Genomic DNA, 21,009 nt, shown 5'->3' with positions numbered 1-21,009 from the left:
CGTACAGCGCGGAGTGCGCTTCCCGTTTCCAGGGGCGGCGAATCCGCCCGTTCGGGTGGTGGTGGTGACGGAGCGGCGGCGGGCGGGTGCGGAACGTGCTGTGCTCGGTAGCATGGACCATCGCTGCCGGAGGTGCGGATGACCGTCGATGCCGAGGTGGGCAGGCGCGCGTTGGTGCGCCTGAACCGGGCTGCCCTGGGCCGGGCCGGGCGGGCCGCGCTGCTGGCCACCGACCGGGCGCCTCTTCCGGATGCCATCGAACCGATCGTGCAGGCGCACCGCCGTCACCACCCGGGTGCCGACCTGGCCCTGCTCGGACGGGCGTACCGCACCGCCGAGGAGAGCCACCGCGGCCAGACCCGGAAGAGCGGTGAGCCGTTCATCACCCATCCGCTCGCCGTCACCATGATCCTGGCCCAACTCGGCGCCGGCACCACCACCTTGGTGGCCTCCCTGCTGCACGACACGGTCGAGGACACCGAGGTGACGCTGGCTCAGGTCGCCGAGGAGTACGGCCCGGAGGTGGCCTACCTGGTCGACGGCGTCACCAAGTTGGAGAAGGTGGACTTCGGGGCCGCCGCCGAGGCGGAGACCTTCCGGAAGATGCTGGTGGCCACCGGCGACGACGTCCGGGTGATGGTGATCAAACTCGCCGACCGGCTGCACAACATGCGGACGATCCGTCACATGAAGCCCGCCAGCCGGATCAGGATCGCCAAGGTCACCCGCGATGTGCTCATCCCGCTCGCCGAGCGGCTCGGGATCCAGGTGCTGAAGGCGGAGTTGGAGGACATCGTGTTCGCCACGCTCCACCCGGAGGAGTACGCCCGCACCAGGACGCTGATCGCCGCGTACGAGGAGCAGCCGGACGAGCTGCTGCAGCCGTTCGCCGAGGCGCTGTCCCGGCAGTTGGCCGAGGCGCGGGTCGCCGCCGAGGTCACCGTCCGTCCCCGGCACGCCGTGTCCGTCCACCGGGTGCTGCTGAAGCGGACCGCCGCAGCCGGCCCGGACGGGCTGCCCCAGCAGCTCCAACCCGCCGACTTCGGGCGGCTGTTGGTGGTGGTGGAGGAGAACGCGGACTGCTACGCGGTGCTCGGTGAGCTGCACACCTGCTGGACCCCGCTGCCGGGCGAGTTCAAGGACTTCGTGGCGGCGCCCAAGTTCAACCTCTACCAGTCGCTGCACACGGCGGTCGCGCTGCCCGGCGGCGAGGTGGCCGAGGTGCTGGTCCGGACCCGGCGGATGCACGGGGTGGCCGAGACCGGGGTGGTCGCGCTCGGCGATCCGCACCAGGCGGGGGAGAGCGGCGAGGAGACCGACCCGGGGCGGCCGGGTTGGCTGACCAGGCTGCTGGAGTGGCAGCAGGAGACCCCGGACCCGGACACCTTCTGGTCGGCGCTCACCTCGGACCTGTCGGGCGACCGGGAGGTGACGGCGGTGACCGAGCAGGGCCAGACGCTGCACCTGCCGGCCGGGGCGACCTGCGTGGACGCCGCGTACCTGCTGGGCGAGGAGACCGGCCACCGCTGTCTGGGGGCCCGGGTGAACGGGCGGCTCGCGGCGCTGCGCACCCCGCTGGCCGACGGGGACGTGATCGCGGTGCTCACCGACGAGACCGGGGAGCCTTCGGGGCCGGCCGCCGAGTGGCTGGAGTACGCCCGGACCCAGGCGGCCCGGCTGGCCATCGAGCGCTGGCTGGCCGGGCACCCCGGGGCGGACGAGCCGCCGGCAGCCGAGCCGCCCGTGCCCGAGCCGGTGCAGCCACCGGCGCCGCCCACGGCTCCGGTCCCGGCCCCGGGCCGGGACGAGGTGGTCGTGACGGTGCCCGGCCTGCCGCAGGCGCAGGCCCGACTGGCCCGGTGCTGCACGCCGGTGCCGCCGGACGAGGTGACGGGCTACCCGATCCGGGGCGGCGCGGTGGCGGTGCACCGGACGGGCTGTCCGGCGGCCGAGCAGCTGCGGGCCGAGGGCCGGACGGCGGTGCGCCCGCGCTGGGTGCCGGGCGCCCGCCCGGCCGAGGGCTTCCGGGCCACCCTGCGGGCCGAGGCGCTGAACCGGCCCCGGCTGCTGGCCGACCTGACGGCGGCGATGTCCGCCGAGGGCGTCGGCATCGCGGCGGCCGAGGTGGAGCCCCCGCAGCAGCTGAGGGTCCGGCACACCTACACGGTGGAGCTGCCGGACGCCTCGGTGCTGCCGGTGCTGATGCGCGCGATGCTCCGGGTCTCCGGGGTCTACGACGTCTACCGGGCGGGGGTGGCCGGGCGAAATGAGGGTGACCGGGTGGCGGCGGGCGTGCGACCATCGGGGGGAATTCACGGCCGGTCCGTGGCGTTCACCGGACGTAGTGGTTCCGGTGCCGGTCACGGCCTTGAGGGGTAGCTCGATTCGCCGCGTGGTACCGGGGCGACAAACGGGGCAGACTCCTCGGTGCGCGTACCGCACCGGCCCCGCCCGATCTACCTAAGGATGAGATTGACCTCCACGTTCGACAGCCGCAACGACAACAGCGAATCCGCCCGTCGGGTCGCTGACCTCCGGGCGGACGCCCTGATGGACGAGGACCTCGCGGCGAAGGACGAGGTCTTCGACCGGTACGACGGTGAGCAGTACGACCGCAGCGAGCGCGCCGCGCTCCGCCGCGTGGCCGGCCTCTCCACCGAACTCCAGGACGTCACCGAGGTCGAGTACCGCCAGCTCCGCCTGGAGCGCGTGGTGCTCGTCGGGGTCTGGACCGACGGCACCGCCGAGGAGGCGGAGAACTCGCTGGCCGAGCTCGCCGCCCTGGCCGAGACGGCCGGCTCCGAGGTGCTCGACGGTGTGATCCAGCGCCGTGACAAGCCCGACCCGGCGACCTACATCGGCTCCGGCAAGGCGAAGGAGCTGCGCGACATCGTCGCCTTCACCGGCGCCGACACCGTGGTCTGCGACGGTGAGCTGACGCCCGGTCAGCTGATCCAGCTGGAGGACGTCGTCAAGGTGAAGGTGGTCGACCGGACCGCCCTGATCCTGGACATCTTCGCCCAGCACGCCAAGAGCCGGGAGGGCAAGGCCCAGGTCTCGCTGGCCCAGATGCAGTACATGCTGCCCCGCCTGCGCGGCTGGGGTCAGTCGCTGTCCCGGCAGATGGGTGGTGGTGGCTCCGGCTCGTCCGGTGGCGGCATGGCCACCCGTGGTCCCGGTGAGACCAAGATCGAGACCGACCGGCGCCGGATCCGCGAGAAGATGGCGAAGCTGCGCCGCGAGATCGCCGACATGAAGAAGGGCCGGGAGACCAAGCGCCAGGAGCGCCGTCGTCACCAGATCCCTTCGGTGGCCATCGCCGGCTACACCAACGCCGGCAAGTCCTCGCTGCTCAACCGGCTGACCGGGGCCGGCGTCCTGGTGGAGAACGCGCTGTTCGCCACCCTGGACCCGACCGTCCGCCGGGCCCAGACCCCGACCGGCCGGGTCTACACCCTGGCCGACACCGTCGGCTTCGTCCGGCACCTGCCGCACCACCTGGTCGAGGCGTTCCGCTCGACCATGGAGGAGGTGGCCGAGGCCGACCTGATCCTGCACGTGGTGGACGGCTCGCACCCCGAGCCGGAGACCCAGCTGGCCGCCGTCCGCGAGGTGGTGGTCTCGGTCGACGCGCAGCACGTGCCGGAGATCGTCGTCATCAACAAGGCCGACGCGGCCGATCCGTTGGTCCTCCAGCGGCTGCTGCGCCGCGAGCCGCACGCCATCGTGGTGTCGGCCCGCACCGGCCAGGGCATGGACGAGCTGCTGCAGCTGATCGACCGGGAGCTGCCGCGCCCGGCCGTCGAGGTCCGGGCGCTGGTCCCGTACACCCGGGGTGACCTGGTCTCCCGGGTGCACACCGAGGGCGAGCCGATCTCCGCCGAGCACACCGCGGAGGGCACCCTGCTGCACGCCAAGGTGGCGGCCGAGCTGGCCGCCGAGCTGGAGCGCTACGCGGTCGTCACCAGCTGACACGTCCGTACACCGAAGGGCCCCGGGCACCGTGCCCGGGGCCCTTCGGCATGCGGTGGGGTGCCCAGGGCCGGCCGCGTCCCGCGATCCGGGAGGGGCGTGCCCGGTGGGCAGAGGGAGCGTTCGGCGCTGCCGGGGCGCGAGGGGCGGACGGCATCCGGTCGGCGGCTGACCCACCGTCAGCCGGTTGCGGTTGCCGCCGTTCACCCCGCGCGGTTCCCCGCAGCTTCCAGCAGCCCGGGCGCCTGCCCGCCGCGCCCCGGCGTCAGCCCTTGCGCGAGACGTACTCCAGGGCCTGCCGGGCCACCGACTCCAGGTACGGACCGTTCAGCGCGGTGTGGGACAGGTTCCCGATCGAGGTGTTGCTGACCAGGGCGGTGCGGCCGTCCGGCATGGTGGCGAACCAGCCGCCGCCGCTGGAGCCGGCCGTCATGGTGCAGCCGATGCTGAGCATGGCCGGCCGGGTCGGGTCGAAGGACAGCCGGGCCGGACGGCCGCCGTCGCAGCGGTTCAACTCCCGTCCGTCGTAAGGCTTCGCGGAGGGGTAGCCCCAGGCGGCGACGTCGGTCAGCAGGGCCCGGGGGGCGTCGAACCAGACCGGGACGGCGGTGCCGACCGCCTCCTCCAGGGAGCGGCCGTCGCCGTCCGGGTTGTGCACCCGGAGCACCGCGAAGTCGTACTGGTTGGCCGCGTTGCCGCTGTGGCCGCCCTCGGCGATCCACTGCGGGGAGCTGATCACCTGGTCCGCCCACCACTGCCCGAGCGGTGCCACCTCGGCCATGGTGGGCTTCTTCTTGGTGCCCGCGAGCCCCGAACTGTTGTAGGCCGGCACGAAGATGAGGTTGCGGAACCAGCCGCCGCCCGCGCCTTCGTGCACGCAGTGCCCGGCCGTCCAGACCAGATTGCTCCTCCCGGGCCTGGCCGGATCGGCGACCACGGTGGCCGAGCACTGGCCGGTGCCGCCGCCGGGGGCGGTGGAGAAGACCTTCCCGGAGGCCGGGTAGCGGGTGTACGGGCGGTCCACCGCGACGGCCTCGACGGCGGCCGGCTCCGGATCGCTCGGGCTCTGGGCGGCGGGGTCCTCGGCGGTGGCCGGTCCGGTGATCGGCGGGCCGGGCTGCTGGGGTTCGGCGGTGGTCATCTTCTCCGGTTCCCAGAGGCCGCGGACCACCGGGTTGCGGAAGACATGCTCGCGGGCCCAGCGGTCCCAGTCCTCGGGCCGCCAGGTCTTCAACTCGTCCCAGCGGCGGGTGAGTTCGCCCTTCCACTTGCCGGTGTCGGCGCTCGGCAGCCGCCAGTCGTGCGACGGCGCCCCGGCCGTGCTGCCGCACCCGGTCAGCAGGGCCGTGCCCACCAGCACCGCCGTCACCGTCCTGCGTATCCGTCCCATCGTCCCGTCCCCCCGTACGTCCCCCGCGCGTGCGGGGCGATTGTCCCACTGTCGGCCACCGGGCGGCCGGAGCCGGGCCCGTGTGTCGATCCGGAGGCGGCCACTCCAACGAGTGAGTGATCGCTTGAGGTTCACCACAACGAGTGAGCTGATCTTGTGATCACCCGGCAGCGGGCAGTTCGCTGGGCACGTCGGCGCCCTCGGACCCACGCGCCTCGGCCGTTCCCCCGACGCCGCATCCGGCGTCGCCCCGAAGCCGTTCTCCCGTACTCCCGGCGCCCGCACCTCCGCTCGCCCCAAGGAGCAGCCTTGAGCACCGTCCTGAGCACTGCCGCCCCCGCCGGAGCCCTGTCCGCCGTCCCCGTGGCCGCCCCCGCCGTCCCGGCTCCCGTCGTCCCGGCGCCCGCCGCCCCGCTCGACGGCGGGCCCGCAGCCCGGGACAGACTGCTCGACGCCGATCCGGCGGTGGCCGCCGCCCAGGCCGGGACGGAGAGCCTGCTGCGCTGCTGGGCCCGGGAGACCGGGGCCCGGCCGGGGGCCGACGGAGTGCTCCGGGTGCCGGTGCTGGGCGGGGCGGCGGAGCTGTCGGCGCCGGTCCGGTACTGGTCGCCGGCCGGGTACCACCGCTTCGGCGAGGTGACCCTGGCCGGGCTGCCGGTGGACGTGGTGACGGTGGCGACCCTGGTCGCCGGGGCCACCGCGGAGCGGCCGGAGGCCGGTCAACTCACCGACCTGGCGGCCCGGGTGGCCGATTCGGTGCTGCGCACCGGCGAGATCCTGGCGCACCGCCGGGGCGAGCCGCACGAGCCGGAGGCCTGGCCGTTCCTGGCGGCCGAGCAGGCGCTGCTGCTCGGGCACCCGCTGCACCCGACCCCGAAGAGCCGGGACGGACTCGGCCCGGCGCAGAGCGCCGCGTACTCGCCGGAGCTGCGCGGCGCGTTCCGGCTGCACTGGTTCGCCGTCTCCCGGGACCTGCTGGCCTCCGGGTCGGCGGTCGGGGTGCCGGCCGAGCAGCTCACCGCCCGGCTGCTCGGGGACGGCGTCCGGCTGCCCGAGGGCACCGCGGCGCTGCCCCTGCACCCCTGGCAGGCCGCCGAGTTGACGCTCCGTCCGGAGATCGCCGGGCTGCTGGCGGACGGCGCCCTGCACGACCTGGGCGAGCAGGGCGAGGCCTGGCACCCGACCTCCTCGGTGCGCACCGTCTGCCGCCCCGGCTCACCGTGGATGCTCAAGCTCTCGCTCGGCCTGCGGATCACCAACTCCCGCCGGGAGAACCTGCGCAAGGAACTGCTCCGGGGCCTGGAGGTGCACCGCCTGCTGGAGGCCGGCCTGGCCGCCGAGTGGCAGGCCGCCCACCCGGGCTTCGACATCGTCCGCGACCCGGCCTGGCTCGGCGTCGACCTGCCCGGCGGCGCCGACCCGAACGGGCTGGACGTGGTGCTCCGTCAGCAGCCCTTCGGCCTGCGCGACCGGGCGCTCTGCGTGGCCGGGCTGGTCGCCGAGCAGCTCTCCGGCGGCCAGGTCACCTCCCGGCTCGGACAGCTGGTGCGCCGCCTCGCCGCCGCCAGCGGGCGCCGGGTGCAGACCGTGGCCACCGAGTGGTTCCTGCGCTACCTGGACGCCGTGGTGCTGCCGGTGCTCTGGCTGGACGGCCGGGGCGGCATCGCCCTGGAGGCCCACCAGCAGAACAGCCTGGTGGTGCTGGACGCGGCCGGCTGGCCGGTCGGCGGCCGGTACCGGGACAACCAGGGCTACTACTTCCGCGACTCCGCCGCCGCCCGGCTGGAGGCCCGGCTGCCCGGCATCGGCCGGGAGAGCGACACCTTCCTGCCGGACCGGGTGATCGACAAGCACTTCGCCTACTACCTGGGGATCAACCACGTGCTCGGCCTGATCGGCGCCTTCGGCTCCCAGGGCCTGGCCGAGGAGCCGGTGCTGCTGGCCGCGCTGCGCGGCTTCCTGGCCGGCCCGCAGGCCGCCGCCACCGGCTCCGGGCTGCCCGCCCTGCTGCTGGGCTCCGACCACCTGCACTGCAAGGCCAACCTGCTCACCCGGCTGCACGGCATGGACGAGCTGGTCGGCCCGGTGGCCACCCAGTCCGTCTACGTGGACATCGCCAACCCGGTGGCGGCCCGGTGAGGACGGCCACCCCCGCCGGGGAGTTCGAGCTGCGCCCGGTGCGCCCGGACCGCGACCTGGCGCTGCTGACCGGCTGGATGAACGATCCGGCGGTCAGCCGCTACTGGGAGCTGGCCGGGCCACCGGAGACCACCGCCGCCCACCTGGCCCCGCAGCTCGCCCCCGGCAGCCACAGCACCCCCTACCTGGGGCTGCTGGACGGCGCCCCGGTCAGCTACTGGGAGCTCTACCGCGCCGAGGCCGACCGGCTGGCCGGGTACTACCGGGCCGAGCCCGGTGACACCGGGCTGCACCTGCTGATCGGCCCGCCGGAGCACCGGGGGAGGGGGCTCGGCGCGGTGCTGCTGACCGCCGTGGCCGACGCCCTGCTGGCGGCCCCGGGCTGCGAGCGCCTGGTGGCCGAGCCGGACCTCGGCAACGCCCCCTCGCTGCGCGCCTTCGAACGGGCCGGCTTCGCCGCCGTGGCCGAGCTGGACCTGCCCGAGAAGCGCGCCGCCCTGATGCTGCGTCAGTGACCGGCACCCCCGACCGCACCGAGACCCGCCGAGGCTAGGACCAGATGGACAACCCGCAGCCCGAACCGTACGACCTGCTGGGCGTCGGCATCGGCCCGTTCAACCTCTCGCTGGCCGCGCTGGCCGACCGGGTGGACGGGCTGCGCACGCTGTTCTGCGAGGCCCGGGAGGAGTTCCGCTGGCACCACGGGATGCTGGTGGACGGGGCCCGGATGCAGGTGCCGTTCCTGGCCGACCTGGTCTCGCTGGTGGACCCGACCAACCCCTGGTCCTTCCTCAACTACCTGCGCGAGCAGCAGCGGCTGTTCCCGTTCTACTTCGCCGAGCGCTTCCAGCTGGCCCGCCGGGAGTACGACCACTACTGCCGCTGGGCCGCCGAACGGCTGCCCAACTGCCGCTTCGGCGCCCCGGTGAGCGCGGTGCACTGGGACGCCGGGGAGCGGCTCTACCGGGTGACGGCCGGCGGCACCGAGCTGCGCGCGGCCAACGTGGTGCTCGGCGTGGGCACCGAGCCGGTGCTGCCCGAGGCCTTCGCCGCGCTGCGCGGCCACCCCCGGGTCTGGCACTCGGAGGAGTACCTGACCAACCGTCACCGCCTCGACGGTGCGAAGGACATCACGGTGGTCGGCTCCGGGCAGTCCGGCGCCGAGGTCTTCCTCGACCTGCTGCGGAGCCGGGGCGGCGACGGCACCCGGCTGCGCTGGCTCACCCGGACCAGGGCGCTGGCCCCGATGGAGTACTCCAAGCTCGGCCTGGAGCACTTCACCCCCGACTACACCCGGCACTTCCACGCGCTGCCCGGCGAGGTCCGGGACCGGCTGGTGCACGAGCAGTGGCAGCTGCACAAGGCGGCCAGCGCGGAGACCCTGGCCGAGATCCACGACCTGCTCTACGAGCGGACCATCGGCCGCCCGCTGGACGCCGAGCCGGTGGAGATCCGGCCCGGCACCGCCGTCACCGAGGCACTGGCGGGCCCCTGCGGCGGCTTCGAGCTCGGCTGCCGGCAGGGCGATTCGGGGGCCACCCACGTGGTGCGCACCGAGGCCGTGGTGCTGGCCACCGGCTACCGGGCGGTGCGTCCGGCGGCGCTGGACCCGGTGGCCGAGCTGATCGACTGGGACGGCCAGGGCCGGTTCAAGGTGGACCTGGACCACCGGGTGGCCACCCGGCCGGAACTGACCGGCGGTCTGTACGTGCAGAACGCGGAGCTGCACACTCACGGAGTCGGCACTCCGGACCTCGGGCTCGGCGCCCACCGGGCCGCCGTGATCCTGAACGCGGTGACCGGCCGCACCGTGCACCCGCTGCCCGACCGCACCGCCTGGACCAGCTTCGCCCCGCCCGTCCACCCCGCCCGCCCCGGCGGTGTGCCCGTCCCCGCGCTCCCACGCCCGCAGGAGGCGAACCGTGCCGCTGTCACCCACTGAGCTCCACCGGCCACCGCAGCTCACCGCCGCGCTCTGGCAACGGGCCCGACGGGCGATGCTGGCCAAGATGATCGGTGAGTTCGCCTACGAGGAGCTCTTCGCCCCGGAGCCGGACGGCACCGGCTACCGGCTCGAACTGCCGGGCGCGGTCTACCGGTTCACCGCGCGCCGGGGTGCGTTCGGCAGCTGGCAGGTGGACCCGGACTCGGTGGCCAGCGCGGCCGATCCGACCGGCGACCCGCTCCGCCTGCTCCAGCTGGCCCGCACCACCCTCGGGCTGTCCGGGGACACCGTGGGCCACCTGGTCCGCGAGCTGACCGCCACCCTGATGGCCGACGCCGGGCTGCTGGCCGAGGAGCTGACCGCCGCCGAGCTGGCCGACCTGGACCACGTCGCGCTGGAGGGGCGGCAGGGCGGCCACCCGTGGATCGTGCCGAACAAGGGCCGGCTCGGCCTGTCCGCCCGGGACGCGGCGGCCTGGACCCCGGAGGCCCGCCGGCCGCAGCGGCTGCCCTGGCTCGCGGTGCACCGCAGCCTGGCCGAGTACCGGGGGCAGGCGGACCTCTACGAGCAGGAGCTGAGCCCGGAGTTCCGGGCGCTGGCCGGCCCGGACTTCCTGCTGCTGCCGGTCCACCCCTGGCAGTGGGACGAGGTGCTGCTGCCGCTGTTCGCCCCCTGGATCGCCGAGGGCCTGATCGTCCCGCTGCCCAGCGACGGCGACCTGCGGCTGCCCCAGCAGTCGATCCGCAGCTTCTTCAACCTCAGCCACCCCGGGCGCTGCACCGTCAAGCTGCCGCTCTCGGTGCTCAACACCCTGGTCTGGCGCGGTCTGCCGACCGAGCGCACGCTGGCTGCCCCCGCCGTCACCGAGTGGATCCACGGCCTGCGGGACGCCGATCCCTTCCTCCGGGACGAGTGCCGGGTGATCCTGCTGGGCGAGATCGCCTCCGTCACGGTGGACCACCCGCTCTACCGCGACCTGCCGGAAGTGCCGTACCAGTACAAGGAGTTGCTCGGCGCGATCTGGCGCGAGCCGCTCGGCCGGTACCTGGGCCCGCGCGAGCGGGCCCGCACCCTGGCCTCGCTGCTCCAGGTGGGCTCGGACGGCCGGGCGCTGGCGGCCGAACTGGTGGCCCGCTCCGGACTGCCGCCCCGGGACTGGCTGCGCCGGCTGTTCGCGGTGATGATGCCGCCGCTGCTGCACTTCCTCTACCGGTACGGCACCGTCTTCTCCCCGCACGGCGAGAACGCCATCATCGTCTTCGACCAGCACGACGCCCCGGCCCGGCTGGCGGTGAAGGACTTCGTCGACGACGTCAACGTCAGCGAGACCCCGCTGCCCGAGCTGGCCGGGATGCCGGCCGAGGTGGACGGGGTGCTGCTGCGCGAACCCCCGGCCTTCCTCTGCCAGTTCCTGCACTCCGGCCTGTTCGTCGGCGTCTTCCGCTACCTGGCCCCGCTGTTCGAGCGTCAGCTCGGGGTGCCGGAGAACGAGTTCTGGGAGCTGCTCCGCGAGCGGATCACCGCCTACCAGCGGCGCTTCCCCGAACTCCGGGACCGCTTCCAGCTGTTCGACCTCTTCACGCCGAGGATCGACCGGCTCTGCCTGAACCGGAACCGGCTGCTGCTGGACGGCTACCGGGACCGGCCGGAGCGCCCGCACGCCGCCGTGCACGGTCAGGTGGCCAATCCGCTGCACCTCGGCGGGACGATCCCGGCCCCGGCTCGGCAGGACCGGATTGTCACTCCCACGCCGTAGGCTTGGCGGGCCATGACGAACGACTCCGCACCCCAGGCCCTGCCCGGCACCGCCGAGGCCCCGGCGCCCGTCACCCGCGCCGCGCTCCCGGAGCTGCTGCACACCGCCGTCCAGGCCGTCGGGGGGGTCGAGCGCCCGGGTCAGGTCGCGATGGCCTCCGCCGTCGCCGACGCGGTGGGCAGCGCCGAGCACCTGCTGGTGCAGGCCGGCACCGGCACCGGCAAGTCCCTCGCCTACCTCGTCCCCGCGCTCGCGCACGGGGACAAGGTGGTGGTGGCCACCGCCACCCTGGCGCTCCAACGCCAGCTGGTGGAGCGGGACTTGCCGCGCACCGTGGAGGCCCTGCACCCGGTGCTGCGGCGCCGCCCGCAGTTCGCCATGCTCAAGGGGCGGTCCAACTACGTCTGCCTGCACCGGGTGCACGAGGGCACCCCGAGCGACGAGGGCGAGGGCCTCTTCGACGCCGTGGACGCGCTCGGCGGCCCCACCGGCAAGCTCGGCCAGGACGTGCTGCGGCTGCGCGAGTGGGCCGAGGAGACCGAGACCGGGGACCGGGACGACATGTCGCCCGGCGTCTCCGACAAGGCCTGGGCCCAGCTCTCGGTCACCTCCAAGGAGTGCCTGGGCGCCACCAAGTGCGCCTACGGCCAGGAGTGCTTCGCCGAGCAGGCCCGCGAGCGGGCCAAGCTGGCCGACGTGGTGGTGACCAACCACGCCATGCTCGCCATCGACGCCATCGAGGGCGCCCCGGTCCTGCCCGAGCACGGCCTGCTGATCGTCGACGAGGCCCACGAGCTGGTGAACCGGGTGACCGGCGCCGCCACCGGCGAGCTCACCGTCGGCGCGGTCAACCGGGCCGTCAAGCGGGCGGCCAAGCTGGCCAACGAGAAGGCGGTGGACGCCCTCCAGGCCGCCGCCGAGAACTACCACGGCCTGATGGAGACCGCCCAGCCCGGCCGGGTCGAGGGCGAGCTCCCCGAGTACCTCGGCTACGCCGTCACCTCGATCCGGGACGCCGCGCGCCAGGTGATCACCTCGCTCGGCGAGACCAGGGACAAGGCGCTCACCGACGAGGACGCCGTCCGCAAGCAGGCGATGGCCTCGGCCGAGAGCCTGCACGAGACGGCCGACCGCCTGCTGGAGGGCTCCGAGTACGACGTCATCTGGATCGAGCGCACCGACCGCTTCGGCCCCGGCACCGCCTCCCTGCGGGTCGCCCCGCTGAGCGTCGCCGGCCTGCTGCGGGAGGGCCTCTACAAGGAGCGCTCGGTGGTGCTCACCTCCGCCACCCTCAAGCTCGGCGGCGACTTCGCCGGCGTGGCCGCCTCGCTCGGCCTCCCGGCCGAGGGCCGCCTCCCCGAGGTCCGCAGCGCGGACGAGCCGGAGCTGGAGCAGGACGAGAACACCCCGCCGTACTGGCGCGGTCTGGACGTCGGCTCCCCGTTCAGCTACCCCAAGCAGGGCATCCTGTACGTCGCCCGCCACCTGCCCGAGCCCGGGCGGGACCTCGAACGGCCGCAGATGCTGGACGAGTTGGCCGAGCTGATCGAGGCGGCGGGGGGCCGCACGCTGGGGCTGTTCTCGTCCATGCGGGGCGCCAAGGCGGCGGCCGAGGCCCTCCGGGAGCGGCTGGACCACCGGATCCTGCTCCAGGGCGAGGACACCCTGGGCGAGCTGATCCGGGAGTTCGCCTCGGACTCCTCGACCTGCCTGTTCGGGACGCTGTCGCTCTGGCAGGGCGTGGACGTGCCGGGCTCCGCCTGCCAGCTGGTGGTGATGGACCGGATCCCGTTCCCCCGCCCCGACGACCCGCTGATGAGCGCCCGTCAGAAGGACGTCGAGGCCAGGGGCGGCAACGGCTTCATGGCGGTCGCCGCCACCCACGCCGCCCTGCTGATGGCCCAGGGCGCCGGCCGTCTGGTCCGCGCCGCCGACGACCGCGGCGTGGTCGCGGTCCTCGACCCCCGGGTGGCGACCAAGCGCTACGGCAGCTTCTTCAAGTCCTCGATGCCCGACTTCTGGTACACCGACGACCGCAACCAGGTCCGCCGCTCCCTGGCCGCCATCGACGCCTCCGCCCCACCGGTCAAGCCGGTCCCCAAGCGCAAGGGCCAGGCCTGACACCTGCGGTGCCGCCGACGGCCGCCGGGGGCGCGGGGCTGTGTCGTTGTGCGGGTGCGCTGCCGGGTCGTGCGGGTCGGGGTGGGTCCTGCGGCCTGGGGTCGGTGGGCATGCGCCAGGGGCGCGAGGAACGGCGCGCTTCGGGAGGCGGCTCACCTGCATCCGACTCACTGTCAGTCGGTTGCAGGTGCTGCCGTTCCCCAGCGCGCAGTTCCCCGCGCCCCTGGTGGCCCGGGTGCATGCCCCCGCAGGGTCAGAGGCGGCGGAGGACCGCGACGACCTTGCCCAGGATGGTGGCGTTGTCGCCCGGGATGGGCTCGTAGGCCGGGTTGTGCGGCATCAGCCAGATCTTGCCGTCCTCGCGCTTGAGGCGCTTGACGGTGGCCTCGCCGTCGATCATCGCGGCGACGATGTCCCCGTTCTCCGCGACCGGCTGGCGCCGCACGGTGACCCAGTCGCCGTCGCAGATGGCGGCGTCGATCATCGAGTCGCCCCGCACGGTGAGCGCGAACAGCTCGCCCTCGCCGACCAGTTGACGGGGCAGCGGGAAGACGTCCTCGACCGTCTGCTCGGCCAGGATCGGGCCGCCGGCGGCGATCCGGCCGACCAGCGGGACGTAGGAGGTGGAGGGCCGGCCGGCCGCCTCGGCCGTGTTGGGCCGGGCCACCTCGACGCCGCGGACCTCGTAGGCGCGCGGGCGGTGCGGGTCACGCCGCAGGAAGCCCTTGCGCTCCAGGGCCATCAGCTGGTGCGCCACCGAGGAGGTGGAGGAGAGCCCGACGGCCTGGCCGATCTCCCGCATCGACGGCGGGTAGCCCCGCCGCTGGACCGAGTCCCGGATGACCTCGATGACCCGTCGCTGGCGCTCCGTCAGACCGGCCTCGTCGGTGCGGATGCCGGGCGGGCGGCCCGGCATGGCGCGGGTCGGTGCGGGCTGGCCGAGGACGTCGTCCTGGGCGGCGGAGTGCTCGATCGGCTGGCTCCGGCTCATGGTGTGGTCCACGCTCTCCTGGTCTGCGGTGCGCGCGGAACGCTCCTGCACCGGGATGGAGGTCTTGGCTTCGAGGGTGTTCACGGCGGTTCCTTCCGACTGCTGCGCTCTTTCCCAGCTCAACAGGGGCACCGATCGAAAGGTTGCGCCAAACACACGTTCGAGTGAATTTATTCGAGTCGGGCTGACTCGATCAAGCCCTTGGGTGTACATCGCTTAAGTGTTCGACTCGAAGCAGTCTATTTCATGGCCGACCGTGGTGGCGTGGCGACTGGTCAGTCACAACATGTAGGGGTAGGTTCCGGCGTTGGGCCTATCCCTAGTGGCTGAGGTAGGGTTCAGGTTGTCCGTTAATGCCCTGGAGGAGTTCCCGATGCACTGCCCCTTCTGTCGGCACCCGGACTCGCGTGTCGTGGACAGCAGGGCCAGCGATGACGGGAGTTCCATCCGTCGTCGGCGTCAGTGTCCCGACTGCGGCCGCCGTTTCACCACCGTCGAGACCGCCACGCTGATGGTGGTCAAGCGCAGTGGTGTCACCGAGCCGTTCTCCCGGTCCAAGGTGATCACCGGCGTGCGCAAGGCGTGCCAGGGCCGCCCGGTCACCGAGGACGCGCTGGCCCAGCTCGGGCAGCGGGTCGAGGAGTGCGTCCGGGCCTCCGGGAGTGCCGAGCTCTCGACCCACGACGTCGGGCTCGCCATACTCGGTCCGCTCAAGGAACTGGACCTGGTCGCCTACCTGCGCTTCGCGTCGGTGTACCGGGCCTTCAACGATCTCGAAGACTTCGAGGCCGCCATCGCGGAGCTCCGCGCCGAGCAGCCTCTCCCCGAGGACGACGGCGTCGCCGTCCTCTCCGCCACCCCCTGACCGACTGCACCTTCACCAGTAGGCCGGGTCTCCGGCATGCCCGGAAGCGGGTGTGCCGAACACTGCCGTCCACCCCCAGACCCATCTGATAATGGGACATTGGGGGATTTGCCCAAGAGGAGAAGCGAGAAGTGACCGACACCACGAGCGGGGCAGCACGCGGGTCGAAGACCACCAAGGGGGCCGGCAAGGCTCCCAAGGGCGGTCTGCGGATCGAGCGCATCCACACCACTCCGGGCCAGCACCCCTACGACCAGGTCACCTGGGAGCGCCGCGACGTCGTCATGACCAACTGGCGTGACGGCTCGGTCAACTTCGAGCAGCGCGGCGTCGAGTTCCCCGACTTCTGGTCGGTGAACGCGGTCAACATCGTCACCTCGAAGTACTTCCGGGGCGCGGTGGGCACCCCGCAGCGCGAGTGGAGCCTGAAGCAGATCATCGACCGGGTGGTGCTCACCTACCGCGCGGCCGGCGAGAAGAACGGCTACTTCGCCACCCCGGACGACGCCGAGGTGTTCGAGCACGAGCTCACCCACGCGCTGCTCCACCAGGTCTTCAGCTTCAACTCGCCGGTCTGGTTCAACGTCGGCACCAAGCAGCCCCAGCAGGTCTCCGCCTGCTTCATCCTGGCCGTCGACGACTCCATGGACTCGATCCTCGACTGGTACAAGGAAGAGGGCATGATCTTCAAGGGCGGCTCCGGCGCCGGCCTGAACCTCTCCCGGATCCGCTCCTCCAAGGAGCTGCTCTCCTCCGGCGGCAACGCCTCCGGCCCGGTCTCCTTCATGCGCGGCGCCGACGCCTCGGCCGGCACCATCAAGTCCGGCGGCGCCACCCGCCGGGCGGCCAAGATGGTCGTGCTGGACGTGGACCACCCGGACGTCGAGGCCTTCATCGAGACCAAGGTGAAGGAGGAGGAGAAGATCCGCGCGCTGCGGGACGCGGGCTTCGACATGGACCTGGGCGGCGACGACATCACCTCCGTCCAGTACCAGAACGCCAACAACTCGGTCCGGGTGAACGACGAGTTCATGACCGCGGTCGAGAACGGCACCGACTTCGGCCTGCGGGCCCGGATGACCGGCGAGGTCATCGAGACCGTCGACGCCAAGAAGCTGTTCCGCAAGATGGCCGAGGCGGCCTGGGCCTGTGCCGACCCGGGCATCCAGTACGACTCCACGATCAACCACTGGCACACCTGCCCGGAGTCGGGCCGGATCAACGCGTCCAACCCCTGCTCCGAGTACATGCACCTGGACAACTCCAGCTGCAACCTCGCCTCGCTCAACCTGATGAAGTTCCTCCGCGACGACGACACGTTCGACGCCGAGCGCTTCGCCAAGGTGGTCGAGCTGGTCATCACCGCGATGGACATCTCGATCTGCTTCGCCGACTTCCCGACCGAGAAGATCGGTGAGACCACCCGCGCCTACCGGCAGCTGGGCATCGGCTACGCCAACCTCGGCGCGCTGCTGATGGCCACCGGCCACGCCTACGACTCCGAGGGCGGCCGGGCGCTGGCCGGCTCCATCACCTCGCTGATGACCGGCACCGCCTACCGGCGCGGCGCCGAGCTGGCCGGCGTGGTCGGCCCGTACGACGGCTACGCCCGCAACGCGGCCCCGCACCAGCGGGTGATGAAGCAGCACGCCGACGCCAACGCGGCGGCCCGCTCCCACGACGACCTGGACGCCCCGGTCTGGGCCGCCGCCACCGAGACCTGGGCCGACGTGCTCCGCCTCGGCGCGCAGAACGGTTTCCGCAACGCGCAGGCCTCGGTGCTCGCCCCGACCGGCACCATCGGCCTGATGATGGACTGCGACACCACCGGCGTGGAGCCGGACCTGGCGCTGGTGAAGTTCAAGAAGCTGGTCGGCGGCGGCTCGATGCAGATCGTCAACAACACCGTGCCGCGCGCCCTGAAGCGCCTGGGCTACCAGCAGGAGCAGATCGAGGCGGTCGTCGCCCACATCGCCGAGCACGGCAACGTGGTGGACGCGCCCGGCCTGAAGCCGGCCCACTACGAGGTCTTCGACTGCGCGATGGGCGAGCGGGTCATCTCCGCGATGGGCCACGTCCGGATGATGGCCGCGATCCAGCCGTGGATCTCGGGCGCCATCTCCAAGACCGTCAACATGCCCGAGGCCGCCACCGTCGAGGAGATCGAGGAGATCTACTTCGAGGCGTGGAAGCTCGGCGTCAAGGCGCTCGCCATCTACCGCGACAACTGCAAGGTCGGCCAGCCGCTGTCGGCCAAGAAGAAGGACGCCCCGGCCGTGGCCGCCGCCGTCGAGGCCGCGCCGGCCCCGGCGCCGGTGGTCGAGTACCGCCCGGTCCGCAAGCGCCTGCCCAAGGGCCGGCCCGGCATCACCACCTCCTTCACGGTGGGCGGCGCCGAGGGCTACATGACCGCCAACTCCTACCCGGACGACGGTCTCGGCGAGGTCTTCCTGAAGATGTCCAAGCAGGGCTCGACCCTGGCGGGCATGATGGACGCCTTCTCGATCGCGGTCTCGGTCGGCATGCAGTACGGCGTCCCGCTGGAGACCTACGTCTCGAAGTTCACCAACATGCGCTTCGAGCCGGCCGGTCTGACCGACGACCCGGACGTGCGGATGGCCCAGTCGATCGTCGACTACATCTTCCGCCGCCTGGCGCTGGACTTCCTGCCCTTCGAGACCCGCTCCGCGCTGGGCATCCACTCGGTCGAGGAGCGCACCCGTCACCTGGAGACCGGCTCCTACGAGCCGATCGACACCGAGGACGAGGTGGACGTCGAGGGCCTGGCCCAGTCCGCCCCGATCGCGGCGGCCCCCGCGCAGGCGGCTCCGGCGGCCCCCGCGGCCAAGGCCGTGCCGGCGCCCAAGCAGGCGCACAACTCCACCGAACTGATGGAGATCCAGCTCGGCCTCAACGCCGACGCGCCGCTCTGCTTCTCCTGCGGCACCAAGATGCGCCGGGCCGGCAGCTGCTACCTCTGCGAGGGCTGCGGTTCCACCAGCGGCTGCAGCTGACCCGCTGCCCCGCAGAGCTGCCGACGGGCCCCGACCACCTGGTGGTCGGGGCCCGTCCCCGTGCGCCCACCCGGTGCTGGACAGGGCGGCCGGGTGGCACGGAGAATCGCTGACATGGCGTCAATCGAGTCCCGCACCGCGCTGGTACGGCCGTCCGAGAACGAACGGGACCGCGCCCTGCACGTGCTCCGCGAGGGAGTGGGGGCCGGGCGGCTGTCCCACGACACCTTCATCCGGCGGATGGAGCTGGTGCTCGCGGCCCGCACCCGGGCCGAACTCGCCGACGCGACCGGTGACCTGGACACCCGCGACCCGGTCTCCCGCTTCCTGCTGCGCACCGTCGCCAAGGTCTCGGCGCTCCGGGTCGGGCTGCGGCGGAGCTGGTACGACGAGCAGCTGCCCGGCCTGGGGCTGCCGGGCCCGGGAGTGACGGTGCTGCGGATCGGCCGGATGACCGGCTCGGGCCTGCGGCTCGGCGACGCGACCGTCTCCCGGCACCACGCCGAGCTGCGGCGGGAGGGCGACGGCTGGGTGCTGTACGACCTGGGCTCCAGCAACGGCACCTTCGTGAACGAGCTCCGGGTGGCCGGTGCCGTGGTGGTCCGGGCCGGGGACCGGGTCCGCTTCGGCAGCCTGGCCTTCCAGCTCACCGCGGTCTGACCGGCCGTCAGGCCGGCCCGGGCCGAAGCCGTCCGGGCCCGCCGCGGCGTCCGCCGGTACCGACCCGACCCGGTCGACGAGCGGGACCTCGCCGTCCTGCGGCCGGCCGCGACCGCGCTCGGCCCGGTCCGCCGGGTCGGCTCGCCGATGCACGGCTGGGCCGCCGGAGCCTGGACCGGGTGGTGTCCCGGGAGGTCCACCAGGCCGGCCGTTGAGGCGGGGCCGGGGGACGGGTAGGGGCGGGGGCGCTTTACCTCGGACGTAATCGACCCTCCGGGGCCCGGGCGGCAGAGTGGGTGTCAGCCGCCCGGGGGTCTCCCGGGAGGGGCTTCCAGGAGAAGGTGTCCCGAGAGGGTGGATTCGGCATGGCTGTGAACTCGGTTGCCGGTGTGGTCCGTTCGGCTGCTGCCCCGCAGCGCTGGCTGCGGCAGGTGCTGGGGCTGGACGCGGTGGTGACGGGCGGGAACGGGCTGGCGTACGCGGTGTTCGCCGGACCGCTGGGCGAGCTGCTGGGCGTCTCGGAGGGGGTGCTCCGGGAGATCGGGGTGTTCCTGATCGGGTACGCCGCGCTGGTCGCGGTGCTGGCCGGGCAGCGGCGGCCCGCGCCGCTCGGGGTGAAGGCGGTGGTCGACGCCAATCTGCTCTGGGTGGTGCTGAGCATCACGGCGATGCTGGTGTGGTTCGAGCCGACCACCGCCGGGCTGGTCTGGATCCCGATGCAGGCGGCCACCGTGGCCGGCTTCGCGGTGCTCCAGTGGCGGGCGCTGCGGACTACGTCGGCATGACGGAGTGGAGGTACGTGGCGGTCTCCGGATCGGCCGGGAGGAAGGTCTCCATGGCCAGCTCGGAGACCGTCACGTCGGTGGGGGTGTTGAAGGTGGCGATGGTGGAGAGGAAGGACAGCACCCGCCCGCCGTGCTCGATCCGCAGCGGCAGGGCGAACGGGAACACCTCGGTGGCGTCCTGCGGCTCGTCCACGGTGTCCGGGAGCGGGTAGGCGCGGACCTCCTCGAACAGCGCGCGCACCGTCTCCGAGCGGACCAGGGCGATCTGACGCTCCATCTGTTCCAGCAGGTGGGCCCGCCACTGCCGCAGGTTGCGGATCCTCGGGGCGATGCCGCGCGGGTGCAGGGTGAGCCGCATGGCGTTCAGCGGTTCGGTGAGCAGCTCCGGGTCGACCCCGTCGAGCAGCAGGGCGATGCCCCGGTTCGCCGCCAGCACCCGGTAGCCGCCGTCCACGATCAGCGCGGGGTAGGGCTCGTGCGCGGCGAGCAGGCGCTCCATGCCCTCCCGGAGCAGGTCGAGCGAGGGGTCGTCCAACGGGGTCTCCGTGTAGTGCGGGGCGTAACCGGCGGCCAGCAGGAGGGAGTTGCGCTCGCGGACCGGGACGTCGAGGTGCTCGGCCAGCCGGAGCAGCAGCTCCTGGCCGGGCCGGGAGCGGCCGGTCTCGATGAAGCTGATGTGCCGGGCGGAGGAGTCGGCGGCCAGGGCGAGCTGGAGCTGGCTCATCCCGCGCCGCTCCCGCCAGCTGCGCAGCAGGGCCCCCGCGCCGGTGCCGGCGCCCGTTCCGGTGTCGGTGGTCGCGGTACCAGTCATGCTTGGCAACCTACCCGATGAACTCCCTGATCAGCCGGGCGGTTTCGGCCGGGCGCTCCAGGTGGAGCAGGTGGCCGGCCGCCAGGTCGGCGGTGTGCGGGAGGGTGGCGAGCTCTCGGTCGAGGCCGGTCACCAGGGCGGTGGTCGACTCGGCCTGCCGGGGCGGCAGGTGGTCGACGGCGGGTGCGACGGCGCCCCGGACGAAGAGGGCCGGGCAGGTCAGCGAGCGGGCCTCGGCGAGCATGCCCCAGCCGTCCAGCCGTCCAGCCGGGCCATCAGAGCAATCAGGGACGGGAGTTCGGCGGGAGAGGGGCGGCTGAGGTCGTCGGCGGCGCGGGCCCGCAGGGCGGTGGCCGCCTCGGGCTCCGGGTCGGTGCCGAGGGGGCGGCCCTGGCCCGGGCGCGGGCGGCGCACTCCTCGGCGGAGAGCGGCTCGGCGGGCAGGGCGGCGTACCGGGCGAGTTGCTCGGCCCGGCGCTCCGTCACCTCGGCGGGGGTGAGGGGCCCGGGTGGAGCGAGGGGACGCCCGGGCCGAAGCCGTCCGGGGCGACCGGGCCCCGG

15 protein-coding genes are annotated in these 21,009 nt (G+C 73.3%); 11 read left to right on the top strand and 4 right to left on the bottom strand.

Going from position 1 to position 21,009, the window contains the following annotated elements; genetic code table 11:
- Positions 1–138: 138 nt before the first annotated feature.
- A complete protein-coding gene (locus ACIRBX_RS33200) occupies positions 139–2,379 on the top strand; it encodes a RelA/SpoT family protein (protein WP_402302933.1) in 2,241 nt (746 codons plus the stop codon).
- Between the two features lie 93 nt (positions 2,380–2,472).
- The gene (gene hflX / locus ACIRBX_RS33195; protein WP_402302931.1) at positions 2,473–3,972 is read left to right on the top strand and encodes a GTPase HflX; all 1,500 of its coding nucleotides are present in this window, start codon (positions 2,473–2,475) and stop codon (positions 3,970–3,972) included.
- Between the two features lie 265 nt (positions 3,973–4,237).
- Here hflX and ACIRBX_RS33190 read toward each other — a convergent pair whose 3' ends face one another.
- Entirely contained in the window at positions 4,238–5,362 is a 1,125-nt protein-coding gene (locus ACIRBX_RS33190; protein WP_402302928.1) for a trypsin-like serine peptidase, read from the bottom strand.
- A gap of 309 nt (positions 5,363–5,671) precedes the next feature.
- On the opposite strand from ACIRBX_RS33190, the gene ACIRBX_RS33185 reads away from it, so the two are divergent.
- From ACIRBX_RS33185 to ACIRBX_RS33165, 5 genes are read left to right on the top strand one after another with little or no spacing between them, the layout of a single operon-like run.
- Positions 5,672–7,501, top strand: a complete 1,830-nt coding sequence (locus ACIRBX_RS33185; RefSeq protein WP_402302925.1) for an IucA/IucC family protein — start codon at positions 5,672–5,674, stop codon at positions 7,499–7,501.
- A complete protein-coding gene (locus ACIRBX_RS33180) occupies positions 7,393–8,016 on the top strand; it encodes a GNAT family N-acetyltransferase (protein WP_402303040.1) in 624 nt (207 codons plus the stop codon). Before ACIRBX_RS33185 ends, ACIRBX_RS33180 begins: the two co-directional genes overlap by 109 nt.
- A 44-nt stretch (positions 8,017–8,060) precedes the next feature.
- Positions 8,061–9,443, top strand: coding sequence for a lysine N(6)-hydroxylase/L-ornithine N(5)-oxygenase family protein (locus ACIRBX_RS33175; protein ID WP_402302923.1), 1,383 nt, complete (start codon positions 8,061–8,063; stop codon positions 9,441–9,443).
- A 55-nt stretch (positions 9,444–9,498) separates the two neighbouring features.
- Positions 9,499–11,202 (top strand): IucA/IucC family protein, encoded by a 1,704-nt coding sequence (locus ACIRBX_RS33170; protein WP_402303038.1) that lies wholly within the window; start codon positions 9,499–9,501, stop codon positions 11,200–11,202.
- 12 nt (positions 11,203–11,214) lie between these two features.
- Positions 11,215–13,323: an ATP-dependent DNA helicase gene (locus ACIRBX_RS33165; RefSeq protein ID WP_402302921.1), complete on the top strand. Its 2,109-nt coding sequence runs from the start codon at positions 11,215–11,217 to the stop codon at positions 13,321–13,323.
- Positions 13,324–13,576: 253 nt separating this feature from the next.
- On the opposite strand, the gene lexA is transcribed toward ACIRBX_RS33165, so the two are convergent.
- Complete coding sequence (gene lexA, locus ACIRBX_RS33160) at positions 13,577–14,314, bottom strand: transcriptional repressor LexA (protein ID WP_402303036.1); 738 nt, start codon at positions 14,312–14,314, stop codon at positions 13,577–13,579.
- Between the two features lie 373 nt (positions 14,315–14,687).
- On the opposite strand from lexA, the gene nrdR reads away from it, so the two are divergent.
- From nrdR to ACIRBX_RS33140, 4 genes are all read left to right on the top strand, one after another.
- Positions 14,688–15,179, top strand: coding sequence for a transcriptional regulator NrdR (nrdR, locus tag ACIRBX_RS33155; RefSeq protein WP_402302918.1), 492 nt, complete (start codon positions 14,688–14,690; stop codon positions 15,177–15,179).
- A 131-nt stretch (positions 15,180–15,310) separates the two neighbouring features.
- Complete coding sequence (locus tag ACIRBX_RS33150; RefSeq protein ID WP_402302915.1) at positions 15,311–18,193, top strand: vitamin B12-dependent ribonucleotide reductase; 2,883 nt, start codon at positions 15,311–15,313, stop codon at positions 18,191–18,193.
- A gap of 114 nt (positions 18,194–18,307) precedes the next feature.
- The gene (locus tag ACIRBX_RS33145) at positions 18,308–18,853 is read left to right on the top strand and encodes an FHA domain-containing protein (RefSeq protein WP_402302912.1); all 546 of its coding nucleotides are present in this window, start codon (positions 18,308–18,310) and stop codon (positions 18,851–18,853) included.
- A 365-nt stretch (positions 18,854–19,218) separates the two neighbouring features.
- Positions 19,219–19,638, top strand: a complete 420-nt coding sequence (locus ACIRBX_RS33140; RefSeq protein ID WP_402302911.1) for a hypothetical protein — start codon at positions 19,219–19,221, stop codon at positions 19,636–19,638.
- Here ACIRBX_RS33140 and ACIRBX_RS33135 read toward each other — a convergent pair.
- On the bottom strand, positions 19,625–20,449 hold the full coding sequence (locus ACIRBX_RS33135) for a helix-turn-helix domain-containing protein (RefSeq protein WP_402302909.1): 825 nt from the start codon (positions 20,447–20,449) through the stop codon (positions 19,625–19,627). The two genes, ACIRBX_RS33140 and ACIRBX_RS33135, sit on opposite strands and share 14 nt — an antisense overlap.
- Before the next feature lie 10 nt (positions 20,450–20,459).
- Entirely contained in the window at positions 20,460–20,693 is a 234-nt protein-coding gene (locus ACIRBX_RS33130) for an alpha/beta fold hydrolase (protein WP_402302908.1), read from the bottom strand.
- Positions 20,694–21,009 lie beyond the last annotated feature (316 nt).

It is taken from the genome of Kitasatospora sp. NPDC096147, assembly GCF_044763225.1.
In the GTDB taxonomy this organism is placed as follows: Bacteria; Actinomycetota; Actinomycetes; order Streptomycetales; family Streptomycetaceae; genus Kitasatospora.
The sequence above is the reverse complement of the archived record's forward strand: the minus strand, read 5'-3'. Positions and strand labels throughout refer to the sequence as shown.